Here is a 21373-nt window from a genome sequence, read left to right as displayed (position 1 = left end):
GCCAAGGATCAGTGTTCGCTTTAGGATCGACGGCAAGATCCTTTCAGTTTTGTGTTGCAGCATCGGTCATCACCAATTCTGCTGCTTCAAACTCTTTCACTTTGAGCTCTGTGTCTACACCGTGGCCGTCGGTTGATAGGTCATGCGGTACAGCGAAATGATGAATTTGCGCTGGCGCGATGTTCTGCTTAACGAGCAGGGACTGTGCAGTTTGGCGGTTCTGCAAGAAACCAAGAACGGTGACCACCGAGGGGTACCGCTGACTGGAAGAGGACAAAGCTCCATGGACACCTTGCGCCAAGCCCATCTGCTGGTCAACGGTGGGAAGGTCAATGACGACTTGCTGCTATTCCCCAGCGCGACCAAGGACGACAAACCCGTTGAATTGCGCAAATCCTGGGAAACGGCCATGAGACGAGCCGAAATTCAGGATTTTAGGTTTCACGATCTGCGACACACCGCAGCCAGCTATCTAGCAATAGGGGCGCAACTGGCCCCGAGATTGCCGAAGTGCTCGGTCACAAGGACTTGCAGATGGTCAAACGCTATGCCCACTTGAGCAAGGCACACATCACGGGAGTGCTGTTGCGCATGAGTCAATCCAGATTGACTGGTGATGGCAACACACCGGCGCAGCCGTCCCCCACAAAACCCAATCCAGAAACAACCTGATCTCCCGTACGGCGATGGGACGCAAATGCAACCAATTTGCTTCTACTACCCTCGGATTGAGGGCCCCTCGCGGAGGCCACAAATTTTCGCTCCAGTATAATTCTGGCCTGTCAATCAGACATACGCCGATGTAGCTCAGTTGGTAGAGCAACTCACTCGTAACGAGTAGGTCACCAGTTCGATTCCGGTCATCGGCACCAATCCCAAAAAGGGGTTCTCAGCGCAATTGAGAACCACTTTTTTATTGGCCCGCAGAGCCTCCTCGCCTAGAACGATGCCATTCACTTCTTTGTTGCAGGCTGCCAAAGTTATTCAACTCGACCAAGCTCAATGCACCTCGGTTAGCATCCGCTTCGTTTATCGCTTACCTGGTGGCACTAAATCCCAGTGAACACCAGGGAAAAAATCAGTGCCTGCCAAAGTCAAATAGCCACCCCCTAGTTGAAACACGCAGCTAAAATTTAGCTGTCGAATCAAACTTTCACTCGCTGAACAGCCAGATTTGACCAAGCGCACAGCAGTGCAGCCAGAAGCGAATTGAGTCCTAAGCCTCAATTCCGCAGACGAATCCCTCTCCATTCCTAGCTTTTTGGATTCCCACCAATTCCGGTGCGGCTGCCGCATGGACGCTTGCTTCCTTCAACCCCCATCAGGAGTAAGAAACCATGGCAACTACAAAAACCATATCCGCAACAGCAAGCCCATTCCCCGAAGGCTTCGTCTCACCTTTCACCCGCGTAGAGATGGAACCCAATGCCCGCATAGACGATGGACTGTGCTGTGTGGCCATGCTGGTCAACCAGCCTTTGGACAAAATCAAGAAGCTCGCCTACCAACTTGGTTTGGCTGAACATGGCCCGGCGTGGGTGTATTCCGATCTGCTGCGCAAGCTGCTTTATCAATACGACCTCGTCGCCAGCGAAGACAAGGAAGTACCAACCATCGACGCGCTGCCAGATGTTGCACTGATCACCGCCCACTACAACCCCAACACCCAGTTCGGCCGCTGGGTGCTTTGGCACCACGTCAGGGGTAAAGGCGATTCACCTAGCTTTCACTACGCGCTTGACCCCGCGTACTGGATAGATTCCAAGCATCACGTCACGAGAGACTTCAAGGCGTTGATAACACCCAAGCATCCCGTTTACTACATCGAGATCACGCCCAAGCCCAGCCCAAGGGGTAGTGGCAAGTAGGAATCCCCGGCCGCAGGCTAAAGGCAAGTAACGGTGACTCCTGCGGAACTGATCGGTACCAAAGTCCGGCACGTCATGGTGCACGACGTCAAGGAGATGCATTTGTCTGATGGGGCAACGGTGCAATGTTCTGGTGCGGTGGACATATGGACCGAAGATCATGTCATCGTGCTTCGCTCCTCATCGCTGTACAGGTGCCAGCGCCTGTGCTCGGCTATGGCGGGCAGGGCGTCAACCGGCGCAACGGTCACGGTCTGTTCCCATGAGGAAGCTGATCGCCTGTCAAGCAGATTGAGCCCGCGCTGGGAGCCTAAGATGATGCGCAGCCAAGTAATCGCCGCATTCGACCCAGCCGAAGCTGCAGTCTGCCTGCGGTCGAGAAACTGGCAGGACACGTGGATCACCTACCGTGCAGACTTAAAGCGGTTCGTTGTTGATGGCTTGGTGCGGGAGGCCCAGCCGTGAGTGACTTGGACTAATGCACGCTATCGCGCGGTCGGGCGTACCGTTTCAGCAATAGCAAACAGTTCAGCAGGTGAGGTACCCAGACCATGTGCAACGCGCACGATATTGAACAGCGACAAATTCTTTACGCCACGTTCAATCTGGCTGATGTAAGTTACATGCATATCGCTGAACTCTGCAAGCTGTTCCTGCGTGAATTTTTTGTCGTCACGCACTTGGCGGACGGCCGCACCAAAGCCATGCAGAACTACGTCCTTGCTTGGCGGTTTGGCGGTTGACTTTCCCATCCGGGAAGTCTCATTTCCCTAGGCCTATAAATCCATAGACAATGAATCTATATCTGGCAAACTATGCAAGATAAAAAGATCAATAAATCTACAAACAGGAGGATCAATGTTTATTCCCACGCCCCTACTACGCCCATGGGTGCTTGTTGCACCTGCTGCCGCTCTCTTGACCGCGCTACTGTCAGGCTGCGCCCCCAAACCTCCGGACTGCGATGACCCCCAGGTCGTCGATAGATTCCACCGGGCCATAGTGGACGGCGGCGTCAATCTGATCAGCAGCAACATTGAGGCCGCTGGAAACTGGCGGCGCGCAGGTGCCGACCGACTGCGCGCCCAACTCGATGCATTCGGGAAGTCCATAAAGGTGGAGTTGGTGACCATCACAACGAACGGTTATGACGCCGCTGCCAAACTACATTCCTGCTCGGCAAACTTGATGGTGGCAACGGATGGTTCGCCCGTGCAGATAGAACGCATGCCTTACAGCATCCAAGGCACGGCTGATGGCAAGGATTTCGTGCTGAGCTCGCCGCAGTACCAGCTCGTTCTTGCCGGCATCATGGGCGCTTTTGATGTCTATCAGAGCAAGGCTAGGCGCGCTGCAAATAGCGGTCAGGCGCCAGTTGAAGAAGCTAAGTGAATTCGAGTGGCTGGAAATCTCCATCTCTCAACCATGCATAGGTAACCATGAAACGCTTGCATTCTTCAAAGAGCACATGAGTGCGGCGGACTGACACAGAAGTTCGAGCGCGTTTTCGGTCAACCGACATCGCGGATTCTTCATTTCCGTTTCAACCCTCTTGAGTTCAACATGACACGCCTTATCAAGTCTTCGATTCTTTTTGCACTTGTCTTAGCGTGCACAGCGACGCATGCAGAGAGCCCCAGCGAAAACGGTGTCGCAGCAATACCCGATTCGTGGCTGCTTGCAAGCAAAGGGCCGTCATGGTGGTACACGTCCAAGCCCAGTCCCAGTCCGGTTCAGCTTCAAGAACGCACACCCTCTGCTGCTGAGCAAGTGGTCATCGACAAGGCACGCGCTTTGGTAGCGACGAATCCCGCAAAGGGGTTCGCTTTAATGGATGGCAATACCGTCCTGTACACCGAGTTCAATGCCCCGGCGAATGCGGACTCCCTGTTCATGGGCATGTCAATGGGCAAGACTGTGACGGCCATGGGAGTTGGTAAAGCCATTTGCGCTGGCCATCTCCGCTTTGATACCAAAGCTGGTGATGCCGTGCCTGAACTAGACGGCACCGCACTCGGAAAGGCGACCGTGCGTGAACTGTTGCGTATGTCGTCTGGGACGGCTACTTTTAATGCGGATGCTTCTGTATGGACACCTGAACAAAACGATGCGTGGAACCGGGGAACGCTGAACATCTTGGAAATGCTTGCAGCAGATCGCGTAAGCAAGGCGGCCAAGGGTGTGTTCTCAGACTACAAGCCTGGCGAAAAGATGGAATACAAAGCCACAGACCCCATGACGCTTGCAGTAGTCACGGCGCGCTCAACCGGGACGGCCTGGTCGCAATGGCTGCAGGAACAAGTGTTCAACCCTATGGGAGCGGCGAAACCCGGTCTCTATGGTCAAGACCGGAGCCTCAACGGGCTGGCGGATAGCGGGATGCGCCTGCGGATGGATGACTGGATGCGATTTGCACTGTGGGTCAAGCAGTCCTCAAAAGAGCCGGGATGCTTCGGTGACTATGTGCGTGCCGCTATGACGACGCAGATCACCAACGGACCTGCATCAACCAGAAAGAGTGGCAAATTGTTTGGTGGCTATGGCTACTTGATGTGGACGGAGAACGACGGTGCTCCGAACACCGTATGGGCCGTTGGCTGGGGTGGTCAGCGTATCAGTTGGAGTACAAAGAATGATCGCATGCTGGTGCTGTTTTCCAGCAGAGAAGATTTCATGGGCAAGGTCTATGCACTTGCGAAAGAGTGGAGCGCTATACCGGCCCAAACGGCAAAACCATAAATAGATAAGCACCGGAGTACCCATACCATGACACCACGCTTTATCAAATCTTCCATCGCGACCGCCGCAAGAACCTGCATGTTGCTGGCACTCGGTATCTTCTCCCTGACCGGCGCAGCGATTGCGCAGGACGACGCGCTGAAACAACTTCGCGCTGCCGAAGACAACGTCCTCTTGGCTCGGCAACAGGGGCTGCCGTACTGGTGGTATGTGTCTAAGCCCAGCCCTCGGCCCGTTCCGTTGTACCAGCGTGCGTCGTCTGAGGGTGAGCAGTCCATCGTGGACAAAGCCAATGCCATGCTTGCTTCCGGCGAACTGCGCGCCTTTGCCATGTTGGACGGTGACAAGGTGATTCACTCTGGCTTCTCTGGCCACGCCAATAGTGACTCCCTGTTTTATGGATACAGCATGGGAAAAACCATTACCAGCATGGCAATCGGTAAAGCCATCTGTGCTGGAAATTTGGAACTCACCAGCAAAGTCGGTGACGTTATCCCTGAAATGGACGGAACCGACCTCGGGGAGTCGACGGTTCATGACCTTCTGCGCATGGCCTCCGGCACGCGCATGAACAACAACTATCCCTCCCTGATTCACCCATCGCAAGAGAGTGAACTGATACTCAAAAAATCCAGCTTCTTTGATCTGATGCTGGACCCAGCGGTCACCAGCGCCCACAAGTCTTTCTTCGGAAACAAGCGCAAACCAGGGGAAGCTTTTGAGTACAAGGGCACGGAGCCGATGACTTTGGGCGTGATGATTGCGAAGGCTACAGGTATGCCGTTCAGCCAGTGGATGCAGGAACAAGTTTACGACCCTATGGGTGCTGCCAAGACTGGAAACTTTCTCGAAGATCCGCAACGTATCGGTATGACCTCCGGCGGTTCGCGTCTGCGCTTTGAAGATTGGCTGCGCTTCGCCGTGTGGGTGAAGAAGTCCAGCAAGGAGCCGGGTTGTTTCGGCGACTATGTTCGTACATCCCTGAAGAAGCAGATAAACAATGCCCCGCGCAACAACCGCCACACTGGGCACTACTTTGACAGCTACGGATATCTTGTGTGGACTGACAACATCATCGCGCCCGACACTGCTTGGGCCCAAGGTCGTGGCGGTCAACTCATTGGCTGGAACTACAGTAACGACCGCATCCTTGTGACGTTCTCGAATTACGATTCGACCAACAAGAAGGTGTACGAGATGTCCAAGGAATGGAACGCCATCAAATGACCAGCACACTCGGACTGAATCGCTAGCACCCCATCTTCCCACCCCGGCCAAAACCGGTTCATCCAAGCACTTAGCCCGCGCCCACCCAGGCGCGGGCTAAGTGCTTTTTGCATTTCTGATTCCACTTGAAAGGTTCAACCATGCGTACTGACCACGTACCCGTGCCAGACCGGCACATCCAAACCGTCAAAACTTGCGGGCCACCCTTGTTCGCCATGGGCCAGGTCGTGGCAACGCCAGCGGTGCTGGAGCACCTCGACAAACACGGTGTCTATCCCTCCGTGCTGCTGAGTCAGCATTGCCATGGCGATTGGGGTGTGGTGGATGCGCATGATGCCAAATGCAATGACGCTGCGATCCACAACGGCGGGCGGATTGTGAGCGCCTACGACTTGGAAGGTACGCGCATCTTGGTGATCACAGAGGCTGAGTCCGATGGTCCTAACCGGCAGCGCGTCAGCACCTGTTTGCTACTCCCGGATGAGTATTGACATGGCCAGCCGGATGGTTGCCCTTCGGCCCATGCGGGACTTGATGGCTCGCCTGCCCACACTCCCGCTCACCGACGAACAGAAAGTGGACTATGCCGCCGCCGATCCCGCGCTGCTAGTGGCCATTGCCGAGGATGCGGAAATCCTGGTGGGCACGATGCACAACGGTGTCGGCGCCATCGGGCAGTTGCTGGCGAACTCTGCCGTCATGGTGGAGGACGGCACCATCAGCGCCGATTGCCTGGAAGCGCTTGGGTTCTTGATGGCTGAGCTGGGGGATATGGCCGCAGGCTGTATGGCCCTGGCCGCACACTGCCGCCGCGAAACCGCCGACTACAACCCATCGTAAGCAACAGCGCAGGCTGCCACCAAAAAACAGCCAGGCGCTGCAACAGTTCTTCAGCCGTACGCATACCGGCCACCACTTTCCCTTGAACCCTCAAAACGCGGCCACGCGCGCCGCGCAGTGACCCATGGAAGAAGCATGAACACGCAACACCCCACAACCACCAAAACCAAAAACCCGAAGCCAAAATCTTCGCAGCTTGTCCTCAGCTACACCGATGCCGCCCAGTCGTCCTCGACCAAGCGCAGCTATGCGCAGGATGTGCGGCACTTCAAAACCCATGGCGGAAAGATTCCGGCCACACCCGAGATGGTGGCCGAATACCTTGCCAAGTTTGCCGGGGTGCTGGCGGTGGCCACGTTGGCCCATCGTTTGATTGCGATCCACCGGGCGCATACAGACCGAGGGCTGGACAGTCCCACCAAGGACCGGCTGGTCAAGCGCACGATGCAGGGCATACGCCGCACCCTCGGGGTGACGCAACGGCAGGCAAGGGCGCTGGTACGCGACGATCTTGTTGAATTGCTCGTACAAGTTGCCAAGCAGAAACCCTTGAAGGCTGCGAGAGACAAGGCGATTCTCCTGCTCGGTTTCGCCGGTGCGTTCCGGCGATCGGAACTCGTTGCTCTGCGGATGGATGACATTACGCCGCACGCCCACGGTATTGAGTTGCTAATTCGCCGTTCCAAGACGGATCAGGAAGGAGAGGGCAGGACTGTTTTTGTTCCGCTGGCTAAGTCGGAGGAGCGCTGTCCGGTCAAGGCCTTGGACGGCTGGCTGGAACTGGCGGGAATCGGCGAGGGGCCTTTGTTTCGGCCCGTGAACCGGCATGACAAGGTAGTGACAGATCAAGCCTTGACGCCGCAGTCCGTGGCTTTGATTGTGAAGTCAGCGGTTGGGAAGGCCAAAGGTGCCGATGCGGCCAAGCTGGTATCGGGACATTCGTTGCGGGCTGGGTTTGTGACCGAGGCTGCAACCGTGGGCATGCCCACGAGCGCGATCATGGGGCAGACCGGTCACAAATCTTTGGAGATGGTCTATCGCTACATCCGGCCTGTTGAAAAGCGCCGCATACAGAGTTTGTTATGACGCATACGAATCTTCCCTACCCCGCCGGTTCGATGCGCAAGATTCTTTTTCTCGACTTCGATGGGGTGCTCCACCCCGCTTGGGGGAACAGCTTGCCTGAGTTTGTGCACGCGCACGCTTTGGCTCAGGCCCTAGCGGGGCGACCCTGCGAGATTGTGATTTCGTCTACATGGCGTGAGCATTACTCACTGGCTCAGCTCAAGGGATTCCTTTTGCCTGAGTTGGCTGGACGAGTCATTGGTGTTCTGGGACCAGATCAACGTCCACCCTTCGTGCGTTCCAAAAATATCGAAGGGTGGTTGGCGACGCAAGCCGGGGCGATAGATTGGCGGGCATTGGATGACTCGAAGTCAGATTTCCATGAGTGTCTCAATCTGATTCTGTGTGACGGTGCCATCGGTCTGCAACGGGCTCAAGCCGAGCAAGTGTTTGAGTGGCTAGACGATAGTGGCTACCAGACTCCTAGTAGCCTAAGTTCTTAAAAAGTGCCCCTGTTTTATGAATGTGTTCCCAAAGACAGAGCAATCCTCTGGGGGGGGCATCGTCAACTATGGGCTGGGAACGACCGTTTACGAACGTCCGGTCACCGTTTGCAGGCGGCGCTTCAGATTGGTTGCTAGCGCAGCGATACCTTCTGCATTGGGCAGGTAGTTGATGTAGCGGATGTGTTGGAGGTCGAATGGCACATCAGTTTGGTGCTGACTGATTAGGATGACCTCCGCACCGATGGCGTGCGCGATACCAGCCTCATAGAAGACGTTGGGATTTCTGCCGCTCAAATCGCAGATAACCACTTTGGCCTTACTGATCAGCGATACGACATCCTGAATGATATGTGTGTGAATCCAGATGTCGTCGGCACGCTGGCAGGTCATGCCAAGTTCAGCAGCGACACCCTGTATAGCGGTGTAGACACTTGCGAAGTTCGCGGCGAAGGGCATCATCACGGAGATGAGGTTCTCGTCAATCGGCGGTGGTGCTAGTTGGAACACGGTCGGCTCGCGGGGTGGTGGCTTGATGCCGCTCTTCAGAAGCACGCGATACAGGTCCACGTCCTTGATAGCCCAGTGGTTGCGGTTGAACTCCCATTCGTCGATGTCGAGTACAGGCGCAAGTTGAGTCAGGCGAGCTTGCGTGATTGGCGGCACTTCTACGTCATAGACGTACTCGACTTGGTAGTCATTGCCGATGGTGGTCACGTTCGTGATCGACCCCAGGCGCGCGAACTGTGGTTGATCCCCGTGGGTTTCACCGGCGAACAGCGCCGGGATGCCACGCACGCTGGCAACGTCAAGTGTGCCCATCACGCCGCCCGGTTTGAATCGTTCCTTCAGAATTTCGGCCGTGTGTTCAAACACACGTGTGCGATTCATCGTGCCACGGGTTCCGTTCCAGCCCATGTATCCGGTCATTAGCAGTTGGTACATGCCGCGCTCCCTATTATTCAGATATCCATCGTACCCGTCAGGCGGGCCAAATCTGAATGTCCGCGATCCGGCAATGAATCTGGGTTGATCGAAGATTGCTTTGGGTCGAAAGCTAATTCGATCAAATAGCTTGATGTTCGATGCTCAACCTGAATGGGTAAGAAGTTAGCGCTCACGAATTGACAACCACAAATCATCAATGTATGAGACCCCTTCGGCTTCAACATGCTCTGGCCAATACGCGACTAATTCTTCGACCAATCAAGGTCTCGCAAGGTGAATCCCAATGCTTGTAGTGCGAGCTCCGCATCTTCCTCAACGATGGGACGGTATCCCTTTTGACGCTGCGCGTTGCTCTTGTTCCGGCTGTGGAGCTTCGCGCAAACCTTGCCCAAGTTGCCAGCGCAAATCCTTTCATGCGGAGCTGCTTCTACCGCGGCGGCGATTTTGGCGAGTTCGTTTCCAATCACAGCGTCGGGAGATCCGTTCTGGGCCAGCCATGACGAGAGGATCGCCTGCATGGCGTCTCGGCAGTTGTCCACAACAGAGCCAGGCGACTCCCTGAACGCGGAGTCAAGTACCCGGGCGAGCGCTTGTGTCACTGCTGGCCTGAACCGCTCTTCGACCTTTACTGTATCGAGTTCAGGCAGGATTCCATAGACCGACAAGGCTTTGAGCGTCACCATCACGGCACCGCTGTAAATCGCTTCGGTTTGCACGATGCGCCACGCAGAGGCTCCGTGGGACGAACCGAGAGCCAACACCAAACCTTGCCCCTGATTCGGCTTATGCAGAATGTCAGTGCATGACCTGTAGACGAACATCGATTTGCGCGTCGCTTTGTCATAGCCTGGTAGCAGGCCCCTGTCATACGGGTGAGCGGAGACAGTGTGCTGCTCGGGCTGCGTGCCTTCCTTTTTTTGATAAAGGCGGCCTCTGCGCGTGCGGCTCACAGCGTCGAACGAATCCTCTCGAAACACGAGCCCGAATGCTTCTGAGGGTCCAGGAAGGGATTTCCAATCGGCAGGCTGTTCGATGATCTTTGCGTGCACCACGCTTGGCATCGGGATGGCGGGTATGTCAGGGTTGCCTGTTCCCTCGTAGATCAGCCCGGTGTGCCGCTCAATGCCAAGATACATGCGCGCTCCTTGATGTTTATATGGGAGTATGACTGCTCCTGGCGCACTCAGTTCATATTCATGCCCGAGCTACAGGCATATCTGCCCACTTCGTGGTGTATCCCGGAGTGCGCCGCTCCTGCTTCATAGACCAGACCCGGCGCTTACCTTCTGCCCCCGCGCTAGCCATCAGCACAGTCCCCTTGCCATACCGCTGGTTCAGTCCATCCAAGGCTGACATGAGCTTGCCGCGATCCTCCCCATGATCGTCCTCAAGGTCCAGCTCGCACTGCTGCTGAGAGTCAGGCTGCAACTCCAGCAACATCACACCCGCCTTGGCGTATTTGAATCCCGGTCTGTATATCTGCCGTAGACCAGCAAGGGCGGCGCTCACGAACGCCGCAGTGTCTGCTGTGGGACGGCGAAGGGGAACTACGGTGGTACGGCTGTACTGTGCTTCTGGTCGGAAGGGACTGGTGCGAACAAAGACCAGTATCCGACCTGCCAGACTGTTTTGCTTGCGCAACTTCTCTGCCGCACGCGATGCGAACTCGGTGATTGCTTCGGCGAGGTGATGCTGCTCCAGTACATAGTGCCCAAACGACCGGGTACAGGCGATTTCCTTCTTGGCTGCAGGGGTGTGCTCCAGGTCAATGCAAGGCGTTCCCTGTAGTTCCCGAACCGTACGCTCCAACACAACCGACCACTTGCCCCGTACAGTGGCGGCATCCAGTCGGGCAAGGTCCAGGGCGGTATGAATACCTTCAGCATTGAGCTGCTTGGTGATCTGCCGCCCAACCCCCCAGACCTCGTTGACGGCTGTGGCGGCGAGCACGGCATCCCGCTCTTCTGGGCTCAACGCCTCAAGGTTGCAAACCTGGGCCAGCTTCTCGGGGTAGCTGCCTGGCTTGCGTTCAGCGGTCTTGGCGATGTGATTGGCGAGTTTTGCCAGGGTCTTGGTGGAGCCGATACCTATGCCGCAGGGAATGCCTACCCACTGCAGGATGCGGTCTCGGACTTTGTGGCTACGGGCGAGTAGGTCACCGCGCACACCCGTGAGTTCGATGAAGGACTCGTCAATGCTGTAAATCTCCTGCACCGGCCCTAGACCCGCCGCCAGGCTCATCATGCGGTCAGACATATCGCCGTACAGCGCGAAGTTGGCGGAGAGTGCGACCAGTCCTGCATCCTCAGCAAGGTGTCTGATCTGGAACCAGGGGGCGCCCATGGCAATACCCAGTGCCTTGGCTTCATTGCTACGGGCGATGGCACAGCCGTCGTTGTTGGACAGCACGACCACCGGAATACCGTTCAGGCTGGGTCGGAAGACTCGCTCACAGCTCACATAGAAGTTGTTGCCGTCCACCAATGCGTAAAGGGGCTTGGCAGTCACAGCACAACAATCTCGACGCTACTCGTCAGGATGGGTTTGCACAGGATCTTGTAGCCGTCCGCATCAAAACCCGCCGTCATGGTGTCCAGCGTCTTGGCCTGGCTCACATCACTGACACTGCCTAGGTAAGTCCAGTTGCGAACCACGTGCACCTGGCATTCGTCCCCATGGCGCTCCACCAAGCCCACCGCGCCAGAAAACGGCCAACACGCCACACGCAGACCGTCCAGGGCGTCCTGTAGCCGTGCCTGGTGTGCCTCCAGGCTTTCATCGCCGCGGCACGCCCCAGCGCAGTGGTGAATCATGGCCCGAAAGCATGGCTTTCCTCTCACCAGTTTCTCCAGGCCAAGGGGGCCGTAGCAGAGCTTGTGCTGATCCGCGAGATCGCGCAGGGCTTGCAGCGCTGCGTGCTTGCTGGAGAACAAACCATGTAGGTCCGCTTCCGTCGCAAAATTCACATCCTTGGAATAGACCACTTCGGGCTTGCCTTGGACCAGTCGTAGGGAGCAGAGCTGGCGGCTTCGTCGCAAGCGCTGATTCATCAATGGGTTTTGCTGCTTGATCATGGCGGCCTCCAGCAGCAGGGCACCAATCTCACCAGCGGTACGGATGTGGCTGATCCGTTTGGTTTGCCGCAACAAGCGGGCTTCATCCGCATTGCGCAGGTGTGACAACACCCGGTTGCGCAGGTTCACGCTTTTACCGATGTACAGCGGCAGGTCACCTTCTTCCCCGTGAAAGACATAGACCCCCGGTGCGGCCGGCAGGTCCTCGATAGCTTCTCGGAGGTGTTGGGGGTATTCGTAGATGCGCGTCTCATCGAACTCAGGACGGCGGCGACGGGGCAGTTGCATGGTCAGGCTCCAAACTGCTTGATGCAACTGGTGACCACGCCCCAGATTTGGATCGTCTGGCCGTCTTTGGGCACTATGTCCGGGAAAGTGGGGTTGGCCGCCATCAGCTTGACCCGCCCAGCACGCTGGTAGAGCTGCTTGACAGTGAACTCTCCGTCCACGACCGCTACGACAATCATGTTGTGCCTGGGCTTGATGGCTTTGTCGATCACCAAAATGTCATTGTCAAAGATTCCAATATCCCGCATGGAGTGACCGGCAACGCGCTGCACATAGGTGGCTTGGGGATGGATGATCAGGACTTTGGTGAGATCAATGCGTTCGTCACCCTCATCTTCTGCAGGGCTAGGAAAGCCCGCGCACACGGCGTTGGGTACCGAGTCAATCAGACAGGGAAGGGCGGAAATGGGGATCGGGGGACCGGCTGGCACTATACTGTACATAAATACAGTTTAACCATCGAAGCCGCACTATGCAATGTCGCAATGCCCGCTACCAGAAAACGACGATATGTCGCCAACTGGCGGGCTACTATGCGCGCATGTACAACCTGTACGTTACGCTCAATCCGCATGTGAAGGACAAGCAGGGCGTGTTGCCTGTTGAAGGAGGTTGATATGGACGAGTTCTACCCGGACCTTCCTGAGAACCCGCTGCTTATGCGCCCTGACACGCGCTTGGTGATCGACATTCGAGACTTGCATACAAAGGTCCCCGTATCGGGGGACGCCTTGAGGCGTGGGCTGGAAGCGGCTCTGCCAGTATTTGAACGCAACGGCGTGAGCGCCTATGTCGCGTATTGCTCGAACTTTCTTCTGTCACTTCACAAACACGATGACCTGGAAGACCCAGACGTCACAGAGGAAACGCTGACTTACTACTACGCGATGGGTGCATGGGGCAATGTCTGGGTGGAGGCGCGTTTTGTGGCAATGGAAGAAGCTTTGAGCGACATGCCCGATGGGGACTACGAATGCAGATTCCTCGTGGATTGGGATAACCGCGGCGCAGGTGAAACCGATGAATACTGGGGTTGGCACAGGAAGCGTGCTGGCAGTACGTATAGACCGATTTGGTTTGCGCCAGGCAACGAGGTTGAAGGTGCGCATTAGTCTCACGAATGGCCGCAAGCTGGCCACCGCTATGTTCTTGTGCCTGGGTGCATTTGTTTGCAACCCAGTTCACGCCTGGGGCGAGGATGGCCATGAGATCATTTCCGCGATTGCCGAAGCCAAGCTGACACCGGCGGCTAGGAAAGAGGTTGCACGCCTTCTGGCGCTGGAGCCTGGACAGACGTTAGCCAGTATCGCCACTTGGGCAGACAAGCATCGCAACCCCACGACTGCACCTTGGCACTACGTGAACTTTCCGAGAGGCAACTGCAACTATGACCCACAGCGTGACTGCGTTGATGGGAAGTGCGTGGTGGCCGCAATCGACAGGCAGATTGAGATACTGCGCACAAGCGGTGATGATGAAAAGCGACTCACGGCTTTGAAATACCTAGTGCATTTCGTGGGGGACATTCATCAACCATTGCACGCAGGTTTTGGTGACGACCGAGGCGGGAATAACTACCAGCTTCAGGCATTCATGCGCGGCAGCAACCTGCATGCTGTTTGGGACACCGGACTCATCAAGTCCTTGCAGCAAGAGAACGATGCAATCGTGAGGGGATTGCTCATCAGGCCCTTACCTAACCCGCAGGCGGGCTTTGCAGCTGCTGGTGCGGCCGAAGAGTCGTGCCGAATCGTTTCCAAGCCGGGGTTTTATCCTGATCGCCTAGTCACTCCGGAATACGTACAGAGTTACACGCCGGTCATGCTTTACCAGTTGGCTCTGGCGGGGTCACGGCTAGCTCAGGTGCTCAACGTGGCACTCGGTTAAATCCAGAAGTCGTTTTTGGGCCAGAAGTGGACAAAATCGAATGTCAGCTATCAGGCCCGCCATTCTTCAATTTCGTTCTCAATATCCCCCATTCGGGGGATACACAATCACATGACTTTCGGGTATTTTGCTGTTTGAACAGGTACAAGCTCACCACTGAAGCGAATTGACCTATTCAGCTATAAATAGAGGTAACCAACAACATGAAACCCGTGACATTGGCCAAATCGGAATGCGCAGTGAAATATGCATTTCTGTTGGGAATAGTCCTGCAGTGTGTTGCTTGCGGTTCACTTCTGCCAACGGCAATTCCGCCTAACCCAACAATCATGGGCTTCGCAAACTTCAAGGTTTTTATGCTCAGAGATGATATGAGCTGGGAAATTGGAAATACTGGGGTTTTCGTCACGGTACCAGCTGGTTTCGTCTCTGACTTAGCTAGCGTGCCGCAAGTGCTGTGGTCCTTTGGTTTATCTCCTGCAGACAAGTACACCCGAGCAGCGATCATTCATGATTACCTCTATTGGACACAGAGTTGTACCAAAAGACAGTCCGATAATTTGCTGGCGATTGCCATGAAGGAGAGTGATGTAGGCTGGCTTAAAAGTACGTCGGTATATACGGGCGTGGTAGTTGGTGGCCAGGACAGTTGGGATAAGAACACCCAAGCTCTGTCAAGGGGTATGCCAAAAATTGCACCGCCTCAGTGGCGAGAAATTCCAGCTGGAATTGACTGGGATGACCAGCAAAAGGCCATGTTCACAAAAGGTGTTAGGGATACTAAGGTCAATAAGGACCTGCCTTACTGTAAGTATGGAGACTCAACTAATGTGCCTTTTGATGCAACCAGGCCAGCGAGTGCGAAAAGCTATTTCAACGAATTGGGCGACTTGGTAACGGTCTCTCATGTCACACGCAAGTTCATTTCGGAGGGTGGTCAAATCCCACCGGGTGGGACAATTACCAGGCAGGTTCTGCCTGCACATGGTTCTCCGGTTGTGGCTCCAGCCAATTGAAGGAAGCCTATGGAAACGAAGAAAATCGTGCCTCGCGAAGAACTAGATACGTGGATGACCCAGAAATTGAGTCAGCACGACGACTGTGGTGGAAGTTCGTTGACGGTCAGGTACTTGCTCCAAGCCCCGGATGACAACGGGTGCAATTGGTCCGGTGATTACAGTCTTTCGGCTGGGCCTAAAACTGATGTACGTCAGATCGCCCCAATTGCCGCAGCCATAGTGGCAAGTGCCCAGGCTCAATTAACTTGGCCAACTAGATTTGGGAAATCAAGCATGCATGGCGTTCGACCAATCTACTGCCCGCTCTGCGCAAGTGAATGTGATCAGCCGATGGGGCGTGGCGTTAGTTGCTCGCAGTGGGGTGGTTTCACCCCGCAGCTGCAAGGCTCAATCCGCGCTGCTGTCTATGGCGTTGATCCGTCAAAGAATGCACCGCGAAAACCGGCGCTCGCGTCGTGGCTCTGGTGTCCAAGTTGCACTGGGGAGCTTGACGAATACGACGAAATGGGCCGGTTCTTGCGATGCCCTCACTGCGCCCTACACCTGCGCGGCGCGAGTCTGGCAGAACTCATTGAGCTTAAATCTGAACATCCGAAACCAGATGCCGAACGCTGGTAGGGCGATTTACATCAAGGAAAGCCGATGTCTCAGTTTGACTGTGTGCTGCAAGGCTTGACTTGGCGTCGACACCCACCAACCAACTACGTGCGCGATTTCAATTTCTGACGCACGACCTGCAGTGCTGTTACGAGACGCGCGCGATAGTCATGAAATTGAGGGTCATTGAGTGCCTTCCGGATACCAGTTGCACGGATGGCTGCTGGTTCGCCGCCGCGCTTGAGTCGTGCCTGGTAGATTTGGTCCACTGGCGTTTCTGGCCGAATCGTTGCGCTGGCTGCGATTTCTAGTGACATCAGTCGAATCCACTTTCGAGACGTCGCGTCGAGCTGGCCAAATGATTCTTTGAATGACGCCGACAGGCTCGTGGCCAATGTCAGCGCTCGCACCACGGAAGGCGGATGGCTAAGGCCTGGTACGCCCTCCCATTTGATCTCCCGAGGCACAATGCGCAGCACGGCGGCCATAGCGCCAACGCCTATGAGTATGGCCAGCACGCGTTGATAGGATTGCTGCTCTTCCAAACTGAATGTCCGAACCTCCCACAGCTTCGAGAGAAGCTTGGCCATAGCACGCTTGGCTAGCGTCAGGCCTATCAGGTCGGCCTCGTGTTCAAGTGCTTGTGCAGTCAGCCATGGACCGAACTCCAGTGCGTTTGACGTGTACAACTGCTCGGCGTGAGCGCCATTAACAAAGTGTCCGTCGTGGCCCGCTAGATGATGTCCCGCTTCATGGCCAGTAAAGAACGCGATAGCGCCAAAGTAAATGAGCGAACTGAGCGTCGTTCTGAACCCCGGTAGGGGATCTTGCTGGAGTAGGCGTAGAGTCAGCTCCGAATGCATCACTTCCGGAAACGCTGCAATGAGTCGGTCATCGAGTATGTCTGAACCGCTCCGAAGTAGATCCATCAGGCCATGACTAAGAACAATCCAATCATTGCGAGAGTTGGTCCACACCGCCAATGCGTTCGCTTCTGTGGACGCAGATATCGCAGCGACCAGTCGTTCGGGCTTGCTTGCATATCTTGATCGAGCATCTTGGACAACCCAAGTCATGACATCGACCGTGGATGAAACCAACATGGAGGCATTTGGACGCAATAGCTCATCCGTCAGGAGGTGCGCGATGAGCTGGTGTTTCAGATCTTCATCACACATGGCCATTTCGAAACTGGCTGCGAAGTCGTGCACGGGCGCTGGCATGAAGTAGCTTTCGATTTCGTTCTGAAAAGTCTGCAGCGTTTGCGGAAATTACTGTGCTTTCCCTATACATCCGAAATCTGACAGGATCACTGAAGTGGGGTTAGTAAGGGGGATTTAGGCTGGCGCAATGCAGGGACAGCAGGAGCCTGCTGACCAGCAAGTCTCACTATCCGACGTGCTCTGGCCAGTCATAAACTATTGAGAGTGATCCAGACTTACATCCAGATTGCCTGCCCGAGAACGTTGCGAATCTTCACTAGAGTGGCTTCGCCGATGCCATAGATAGCGTCCAAGTCAGCATCCGGCGCGTCAACCAGAGCACCGACCGTTGCATAACCCGCAGTTTGAAGTAGTTGAATTTTGTGATCGCTTAACCGCCCGATCAAAGCAGTAACCGCGACTTCAAGAAGTGAGCGTGTCAAAAACGGACCGTACAGAGAGATCCGTTCCGGCGACTGTGCCCCCAGCGCATTGAGTTCGCCCAAGATCGACACTAATATGGTGCGTAGGTGGAGCAATATTTTCGACAACTCGCAGTCGCCCTGAGCAGTATCGACTTCACCGCCACCACATACCAAAGTGGCTAGCTTTTTTAGTTCTGCCATCCCTTTTTCCTCTCTGTTGCACCTAGGCTCTCGGTGAGAGCCTCGCACGTACACTAACGAAGACTATTCTGCCTCAAGCGGCACTTAGGGCAGCACCACGCTTGTCAAGCTTCACACCTAGATAGGCTTGCTCTCAAGTAGCTGCCCCACTGACAAGCTTTCGCTAACTACTAACCATCGATATTGCCTGTATCACGCGATGCCTCGCAGACCGAGTATTCTCCGGAGACCGGTCTGCGGCTGGCTGAATTGCTCAGGGTTCTGGACAAAAAGTCATGAAGTGCATCGGCAGTCTTGCATGACCGAACGCTCACAGCGATTCAGCCGATAGACGTTGCGGCGATGATCTCGGATTATGTGTGCTGTGTAGCTATCGGAATACGCCCAGCCGCTACGCACAGCGGCAAGAAGCCCCCATGCACACTCGGTCCGCAATATGCGGTAATCCAAGTGCCAGTTACTGTATGTCTGATGTCATCCTGTAGCGAAATTTCGTTTGCAATAACTTGCCCCAGCAGTGGCGTCAAATTCATTTGCTGAGAGCAGGCACTTGCGAACGGCAGCAAAGGCCTATTCCGGGCGTACTATAGATCACTCACCAAGAAATGTGACCGTCAAGCTTATCGCCTAGCTCGTAGTCGTCATCCACATTTACTGGCCTTCCGAACATTTCTGTCAGCATCTCTTGGTTGTAGTAGGCAAGGCCGACAGGATAAGCGCCAGCGGGAGACCAACTTGCAAGGTGAATATCATCTACTTCGAGGCATTCTTGAAGGGCCGCTTTTAAATGGCCAGATGCTTCAAGCACATCAATCTTGAACCACTCGGAGTAAGCGATAAGTGTGTCGTCATCTAGCGTGTGTGCTGGCCTGTTGCCGTGCGGACGAATGTGCTCTGCAAACCTAATGCGACAGCTTTCAAACCAATCATGCACCCATTTTTCGATGTGTTTGATTTCACCCATTGATTCAGGAATATAAAACGACCCAACCATTGCCATGTATGGATCGCCACATCGGAGCTTCGCCAATCGCTCAATCGGGTTGTTCTTGGTCTTCCCGATCTTGACCCTGTTTCCATCGCTTCGCGTCATCAGTATGTAGATCCACCCTCCAGGCTCTGCTCTTGGAGCAGTCGGGATGGTGGAGAGCAACCTGTCGTTGCTGGAATAGAAGCTTGTCATCTTTAACTCTCGCTTTCCGAATCAATAAGTTCGCGCCGCCCCACCAACTGGGGGCGTTCCCTTGCGCCGACAAAGTGGGTGCATCAGTATTTGAATGACTGCAAAGAGTCGGTGGTGCCAACTTTGCTCAAACCGGACTGGCTATGCTGAATCAGATCAGCCGTCATTGCCATGGAGTATTCAGTCCCGAATTTAAAGTGGTCATACTAGATGCTGGCACTCAATTGTCAGGTCACGAACGCAGCTGTCGCTCGGGCTTCCCGCCATGCAGCTATGCGGCTGAAAATCGACAATGTTCGATTAACAATACTCAGCCACTGCGGTTGCACATCGCGCAATGCTGCGTTCGACCCAAAGCGGGCGTAGCGTGGTTCGAATTTAGCGCCCATAAGCCGACGTTTGCGGATGCAAGAAACCACATACCGTTCTCGAACAAGGTTACTTTTCGGCGATTGCGTCACGCAACGCAGCGGCCCACAGATCTTTGCACCCCAAGCGTCCGGGCCAGTGCGCAGGATATCCGGATTGCATAGTGTCCGCCTCAATCGATCCCCAGGAAAGGTAGCGCCGAGTGCGCTGTTCGCTACTGCACGAAGCTGTCCCCTATACTAGAAAGTGAGGTAGTGCCACTTTATGCTGACACTTAATTTCAGGGGGACGCATGCGAATTACAAAGGTGAAAATCACCAACTTCAAGTGTTACGAGGACACCTTCTCGCTCGTCTTGAACGATGGGCTAAACATCATCGTTGGTAACAACGAGTCAGGAAAAACGACCATCCTGGAAGCGATCCAGTTGGCGCTAACGGGGTTGTTAAACGGCCGCCCCCTTAGAAACGACCAAGCGGGGTACCTCTTCAACCTGTCAACTCAGGACAAGTACGTGAAGAGTCTGGGTACGGCTACACCGCTTCCTCCACCCGCGATCACGATAGAGCTTTTCTTTTCGGGTGCTTCAAGCGAATTGGCGGAGCTTGAGGGCGACGGGAACTCGGAGAAGGCCAAGGTCAGCGGTGTCGTATACAAAATTGAGTTCGACGAGGAGAACTACAAAGATGCCTACGATGAGCTATTAAAGGCAGGCGAACTACGTTCCATCCCAGTCGAGTACTACAACGTCGGCGCCAAATCCTTCGCACGCAAAGGGATTACGCCCCGCAACATTCCTATCAAATCCGCGCTCATTGATTCATCCAGCACTCGACTGCAGAACGGCTCGGATGTCTATGTATCTCGAATCATTCGCGATGCTCTTGAAGAGCATGAACGCGCGTCGATTTCCCAAGCCCATCGGAAGCTGAAGGAGGCCTTCTTTGACGACAAGAATCTGAAGGTTATCAACGAACGGATCACCAACGCTGCAAAGATCAGCAGCAAGGCCGTCAGCATTGCCGTCGACTTGTCCTCACAGACTGCGTGGGAAAGTAGTCTGATGACATACATCGATCTCATTCCTTTTCAGTACATTGGCAAAGGTGAGCAGTGCGTTATCAAAACCAAGCTTGCACTAAGTGCCAAGAAGAACGCCGAGGCTACAGCTATTCTGCTGGAGGAGCCCGAAAATCACCTCTCTCACACCCGCCTAAACGAGCTCATCGCGGATCTGACCGAACAACATGGCCAGAAGCAAATCATCATCTCCACTCATAGCAGCTTCGTGGCCAACAAGTTGGGGCTCGAACATCTGATTGTTCTTCGCGACGGTAAGGTCACGCGCATCGCGGAGTTGGTGGCCAGCGTTTTTTTCAAAAGACTAGCGGGCTATGACACCTTGCGGCTGACACTTGCGCGTAAGGCAATCCTGGTGGAAGGCGACTCGGACGAGTTGGTCGTCCAGCGAGCGTATATGGATGCTAACAAGGGGCGGCTGCCAATCCAGGATGGCATTGACGTCATTTCCGTTGGCACTGCGTTTCTGAGATTTCTTGAGCTAGCCAATAAACTGCAAATTCCAGTTGCTGTGGTTACCGACAACGACGGTGATGCCGATGCAGTCGCTGCAAAATACGCCGACTACGACAGCTCCGATACCATCAAGATTTGCTTCGACCCCGTCGTAGATGCCGGCCCCCTGAAGACTAAGGACAAGCCATATAACTACAACACGCTTGAACCTAAGCTCCTGAAGGCAAACAGCTTGACGGCTTTGAATGGGATTCTCGCTACATCGAAAAAGACCGACGATGAGCTTCGCATCCACATGCGGGCCAACAAAACTGAGACCGCCCTGGCGATCTTCAATTCCAAGACCGCGATCAACTATCCGGACTACATCATCAAGGCCATTACGCCGTGATGGGTGCCAAT

24 protein-coding genes and 1 tRNA gene are annotated in these 21373 nt (G+C 55.0%); 15 read left to right on the top strand and 10 right to left on the bottom strand.

Annotated features, from left to right (window positions below; translation table 11 throughout):
* Positions 1–43 precede the first annotated feature (43 nt).
* Positions 44–247, bottom strand: a complete 204-nt coding sequence (locus AC1DZ5_RS00800) for a hypothetical protein (protein ID WP_477885800.1) — start codon at positions 245–247, stop codon at positions 44–46.
* On the opposite strand from AC1DZ5_RS00800, the gene AC1DZ5_RS00795 reads away from it, so the two are divergent.
* The 3 genes from AC1DZ5_RS00795 to AC1DZ5_RS00785 all read left to right on the top strand — a co-directional run bounded on the left by AC1DZ5_RS00795 (position 158) and on the right by AC1DZ5_RS00785 (position 1868).
* Positions 158–559, top strand: a complete 402-nt coding sequence (locus tag AC1DZ5_RS00795; protein ID WP_477885768.1) for a tyrosine-type recombinase/integrase — start codon at positions 158–160, stop codon at positions 557–559. The two genes, AC1DZ5_RS00800 and AC1DZ5_RS00795, sit on opposite strands and share 90 nt — an antisense overlap.
* 237 nt (positions 560–796) lie before the next feature.
* Positions 797–872 (top strand) — tRNA-Thr (locus tag AC1DZ5_RS00790).
* Positions 873–1337: 465 nt separating this feature from the next.
* Positions 1338–1868, top strand: coding sequence for a hypothetical protein (locus AC1DZ5_RS00785; protein WP_477885068.1), 531 nt, complete (start codon positions 1338–1340; stop codon positions 1866–1868).
* Positions 1869–2353: 485 nt separating this feature from the next.
* Here the strand turns inward: AC1DZ5_RS00785 and AC1DZ5_RS00780 are convergent, their stop codons facing one another.
* Positions 2354–2620 carry a helix-turn-helix domain-containing protein gene (locus AC1DZ5_RS00780; RefSeq protein WP_477885066.1) on the bottom strand — a complete coding sequence of 89 codons (267 nt, stop codon included), beginning with the start codon at positions 2618–2620 and terminating at the stop codon, positions 2354–2356.
* Positions 2621–2726: 106 nt separating this feature from the next.
* On the opposite strand from AC1DZ5_RS00780, the gene AC1DZ5_RS00775 reads away from it, so the two are divergent.
* From AC1DZ5_RS00775 to AC1DZ5_RS00745, 7 genes are all read left to right on the top strand, one after another.
* Positions 2727–3260 (top strand): hypothetical protein, encoded by a 534-nt coding sequence (locus AC1DZ5_RS00775; RefSeq protein ID WP_477885064.1) that lies wholly within the window; start codon positions 2727–2729, stop codon positions 3258–3260.
* Positions 3261–3431: 171 nt separating this feature from the next.
* Entirely contained in the window at positions 3432–4607 is a 1176-nt protein-coding gene (locus AC1DZ5_RS00770) for a serine hydrolase domain-containing protein (RefSeq protein WP_477885062.1), read from the top strand.
* 27 nt (positions 4608–4634) lie between these two features.
* Positions 4635–5834: a serine hydrolase domain-containing protein gene (locus AC1DZ5_RS00765; RefSeq protein ID WP_477885060.1), complete on the top strand. Its 1200-nt coding sequence runs from the start codon at positions 4635–4637 to the stop codon at positions 5832–5834.
* 140 nt (positions 5835–5974) lie between these two features.
* Complete coding sequence (locus AC1DZ5_RS00760; protein ID WP_477885058.1) at positions 5975–6325, top strand: hypothetical protein; 351 nt, start codon at positions 5975–5977, stop codon at positions 6323–6325.
* Positions 6315–6674 (top strand): hypothetical protein, encoded by a 360-nt coding sequence (locus AC1DZ5_RS00755; protein WP_477885056.1) that lies wholly within the window; start codon positions 6315–6317, stop codon positions 6672–6674. The genes AC1DZ5_RS00760 and AC1DZ5_RS00755 overlap by 11 nt, the downstream gene beginning before the upstream one ends.
* Positions 6675–6809: 135 nt before the next feature.
* On the top strand, positions 6810–7760 hold the full coding sequence (locus tag AC1DZ5_RS00750) for a site-specific integrase (protein ID WP_477885054.1): 951 nt from the start codon (positions 6810–6812) through the stop codon (positions 7758–7760).
* A complete protein-coding gene (locus AC1DZ5_RS00745; protein WP_477885052.1) occupies positions 7757–8242 on the top strand; it encodes an HAD domain-containing protein in 486 nt (161 codons plus the stop codon). The genes AC1DZ5_RS00750 and AC1DZ5_RS00745 overlap by 4 nt, the downstream gene beginning before the upstream one ends.
* A gap of 87 nt (positions 8243–8329) precedes the next feature.
* Here AC1DZ5_RS00745 and AC1DZ5_RS00740 read toward each other — a convergent pair whose 3' ends face one another.
* The 5 genes from AC1DZ5_RS00740 to AC1DZ5_RS00720 form a co-directional block, all read right to left on the bottom strand.
* On the bottom strand, positions 8330–9187 hold the full coding sequence (locus AC1DZ5_RS00740; RefSeq protein ID WP_477885050.1) for a hypothetical protein: 858 nt from the start codon (positions 9185–9187) through the stop codon (positions 8330–8332).
* A 245-nt stretch (positions 9188–9432) separates the two neighbouring features.
* Entirely contained in the window at positions 9433–10326 is an 894-nt protein-coding gene (locus AC1DZ5_RS00735; RefSeq protein ID WP_477885048.1) for a hypothetical protein, read from the bottom strand.
* Between the two features lie 58 nt (positions 10327–10384).
* Positions 10385–11698: a Y-family DNA polymerase gene (locus AC1DZ5_RS00730; protein WP_477885046.1), complete on the bottom strand. Its 1314-nt coding sequence runs from the start codon at positions 11696–11698 to the stop codon at positions 10385–10387.
* On the bottom strand, positions 11695–12552 hold the full coding sequence (gene cho / locus AC1DZ5_RS00725) for an excinuclease Cho (RefSeq protein ID WP_477885044.1): 858 nt from the start codon (positions 12550–12552) through the stop codon (positions 11695–11697). Before cho ends, AC1DZ5_RS00730 begins: the two co-directional genes overlap by 4 nt.
* Before the next feature lie 2 nt (positions 12553–12554).
* Positions 12555–12995, bottom strand: a complete 441-nt coding sequence (locus tag AC1DZ5_RS00720; RefSeq protein ID WP_477885042.1) for a LexA family protein — start codon at positions 12993–12995, stop codon at positions 12555–12557.
* Between the two features lie 29 nt (positions 12996–13024).
* Between AC1DZ5_RS00720 and AC1DZ5_RS00715 the strand changes: the two genes are divergently transcribed.
* From AC1DZ5_RS00715 to AC1DZ5_RS00700, 4 genes are all read left to right on the top strand, one after another.
* Positions 13025–13168 (top strand): hypothetical protein, encoded by a 144-nt coding sequence (locus AC1DZ5_RS00715; RefSeq protein ID WP_477885040.1) that lies wholly within the window; start codon positions 13025–13027, stop codon positions 13166–13168.
* Between the two features lies 1 nt (position 13169).
* Positions 13170–13664, top strand: coding sequence for a hypothetical protein (locus AC1DZ5_RS00710; protein ID WP_477885038.1), 495 nt, complete (start codon positions 13170–13172; stop codon positions 13662–13664).
* Complete coding sequence (locus AC1DZ5_RS00705) at positions 13654–14439, top strand: S1/P1 nuclease (RefSeq protein ID WP_477885766.1); 786 nt, start codon at positions 13654–13656, stop codon at positions 14437–14439. Before AC1DZ5_RS00710 ends, AC1DZ5_RS00705 begins: the two co-directional genes overlap by 11 nt.
* Before the next feature lie 212 nt (positions 14440–14651).
* The gene (locus AC1DZ5_RS00700; RefSeq protein WP_477885036.1) at positions 14652–15455 is read left to right on the top strand and encodes a DUF1353 domain-containing protein; all 804 of its coding nucleotides are present in this window, start codon (positions 14652–14654) and stop codon (positions 15453–15455) included.
* Positions 15456–16159: 704 nt separating this feature from the next.
* Here AC1DZ5_RS00700 and AC1DZ5_RS00695 read toward each other — a convergent pair.
* The 3 genes from AC1DZ5_RS00695 to AC1DZ5_RS00685 form a co-directional block, all read right to left on the bottom strand.
* Positions 16160–17266 carry a hypothetical protein gene (locus AC1DZ5_RS00695; RefSeq protein ID WP_477885034.1) on the bottom strand — a complete coding sequence of 369 codons (1107 nt, stop codon included), beginning with the start codon at positions 17264–17266 and terminating at the stop codon, positions 16160–16162.
* 227 nt (positions 17267–17493) lie between these two features.
* On the bottom strand, positions 17494–17883 hold the full coding sequence (locus AC1DZ5_RS00690; RefSeq protein WP_477885032.1) for a hypothetical protein: 390 nt from the start codon (positions 17881–17883) through the stop codon (positions 17494–17496).
* 595 nt (positions 17884–18478) lie between these two features.
* Complete coding sequence (locus tag AC1DZ5_RS00685; RefSeq protein ID WP_477885030.1) at positions 18479–19066, bottom strand: GIY-YIG nuclease family protein; 588 nt, start codon at positions 19064–19066, stop codon at positions 18479–18481.
* Positions 19067–19727: 661 nt separating this feature from the next.
* On the opposite strand from AC1DZ5_RS00685, the gene AC1DZ5_RS00680 reads away from it, so the two are divergent.
* Positions 19728–21362: an ATP-dependent nuclease gene (locus tag AC1DZ5_RS00680; protein ID WP_477885028.1), complete on the top strand. Its 1635-nt coding sequence runs from the start codon at positions 19728–19730 to the stop codon at positions 21360–21362.
* Positions 21363–21373 lie beyond the last annotated feature (11 nt).

The sequence above is a fragment of the Rhodoferax sp. P1_F3 genome, from assembly GCF_056405715.1.
Note: the sequence above shows the minus strand (reverse complement) of the source record. Positions and strands in the feature narration are given on the sequence as shown.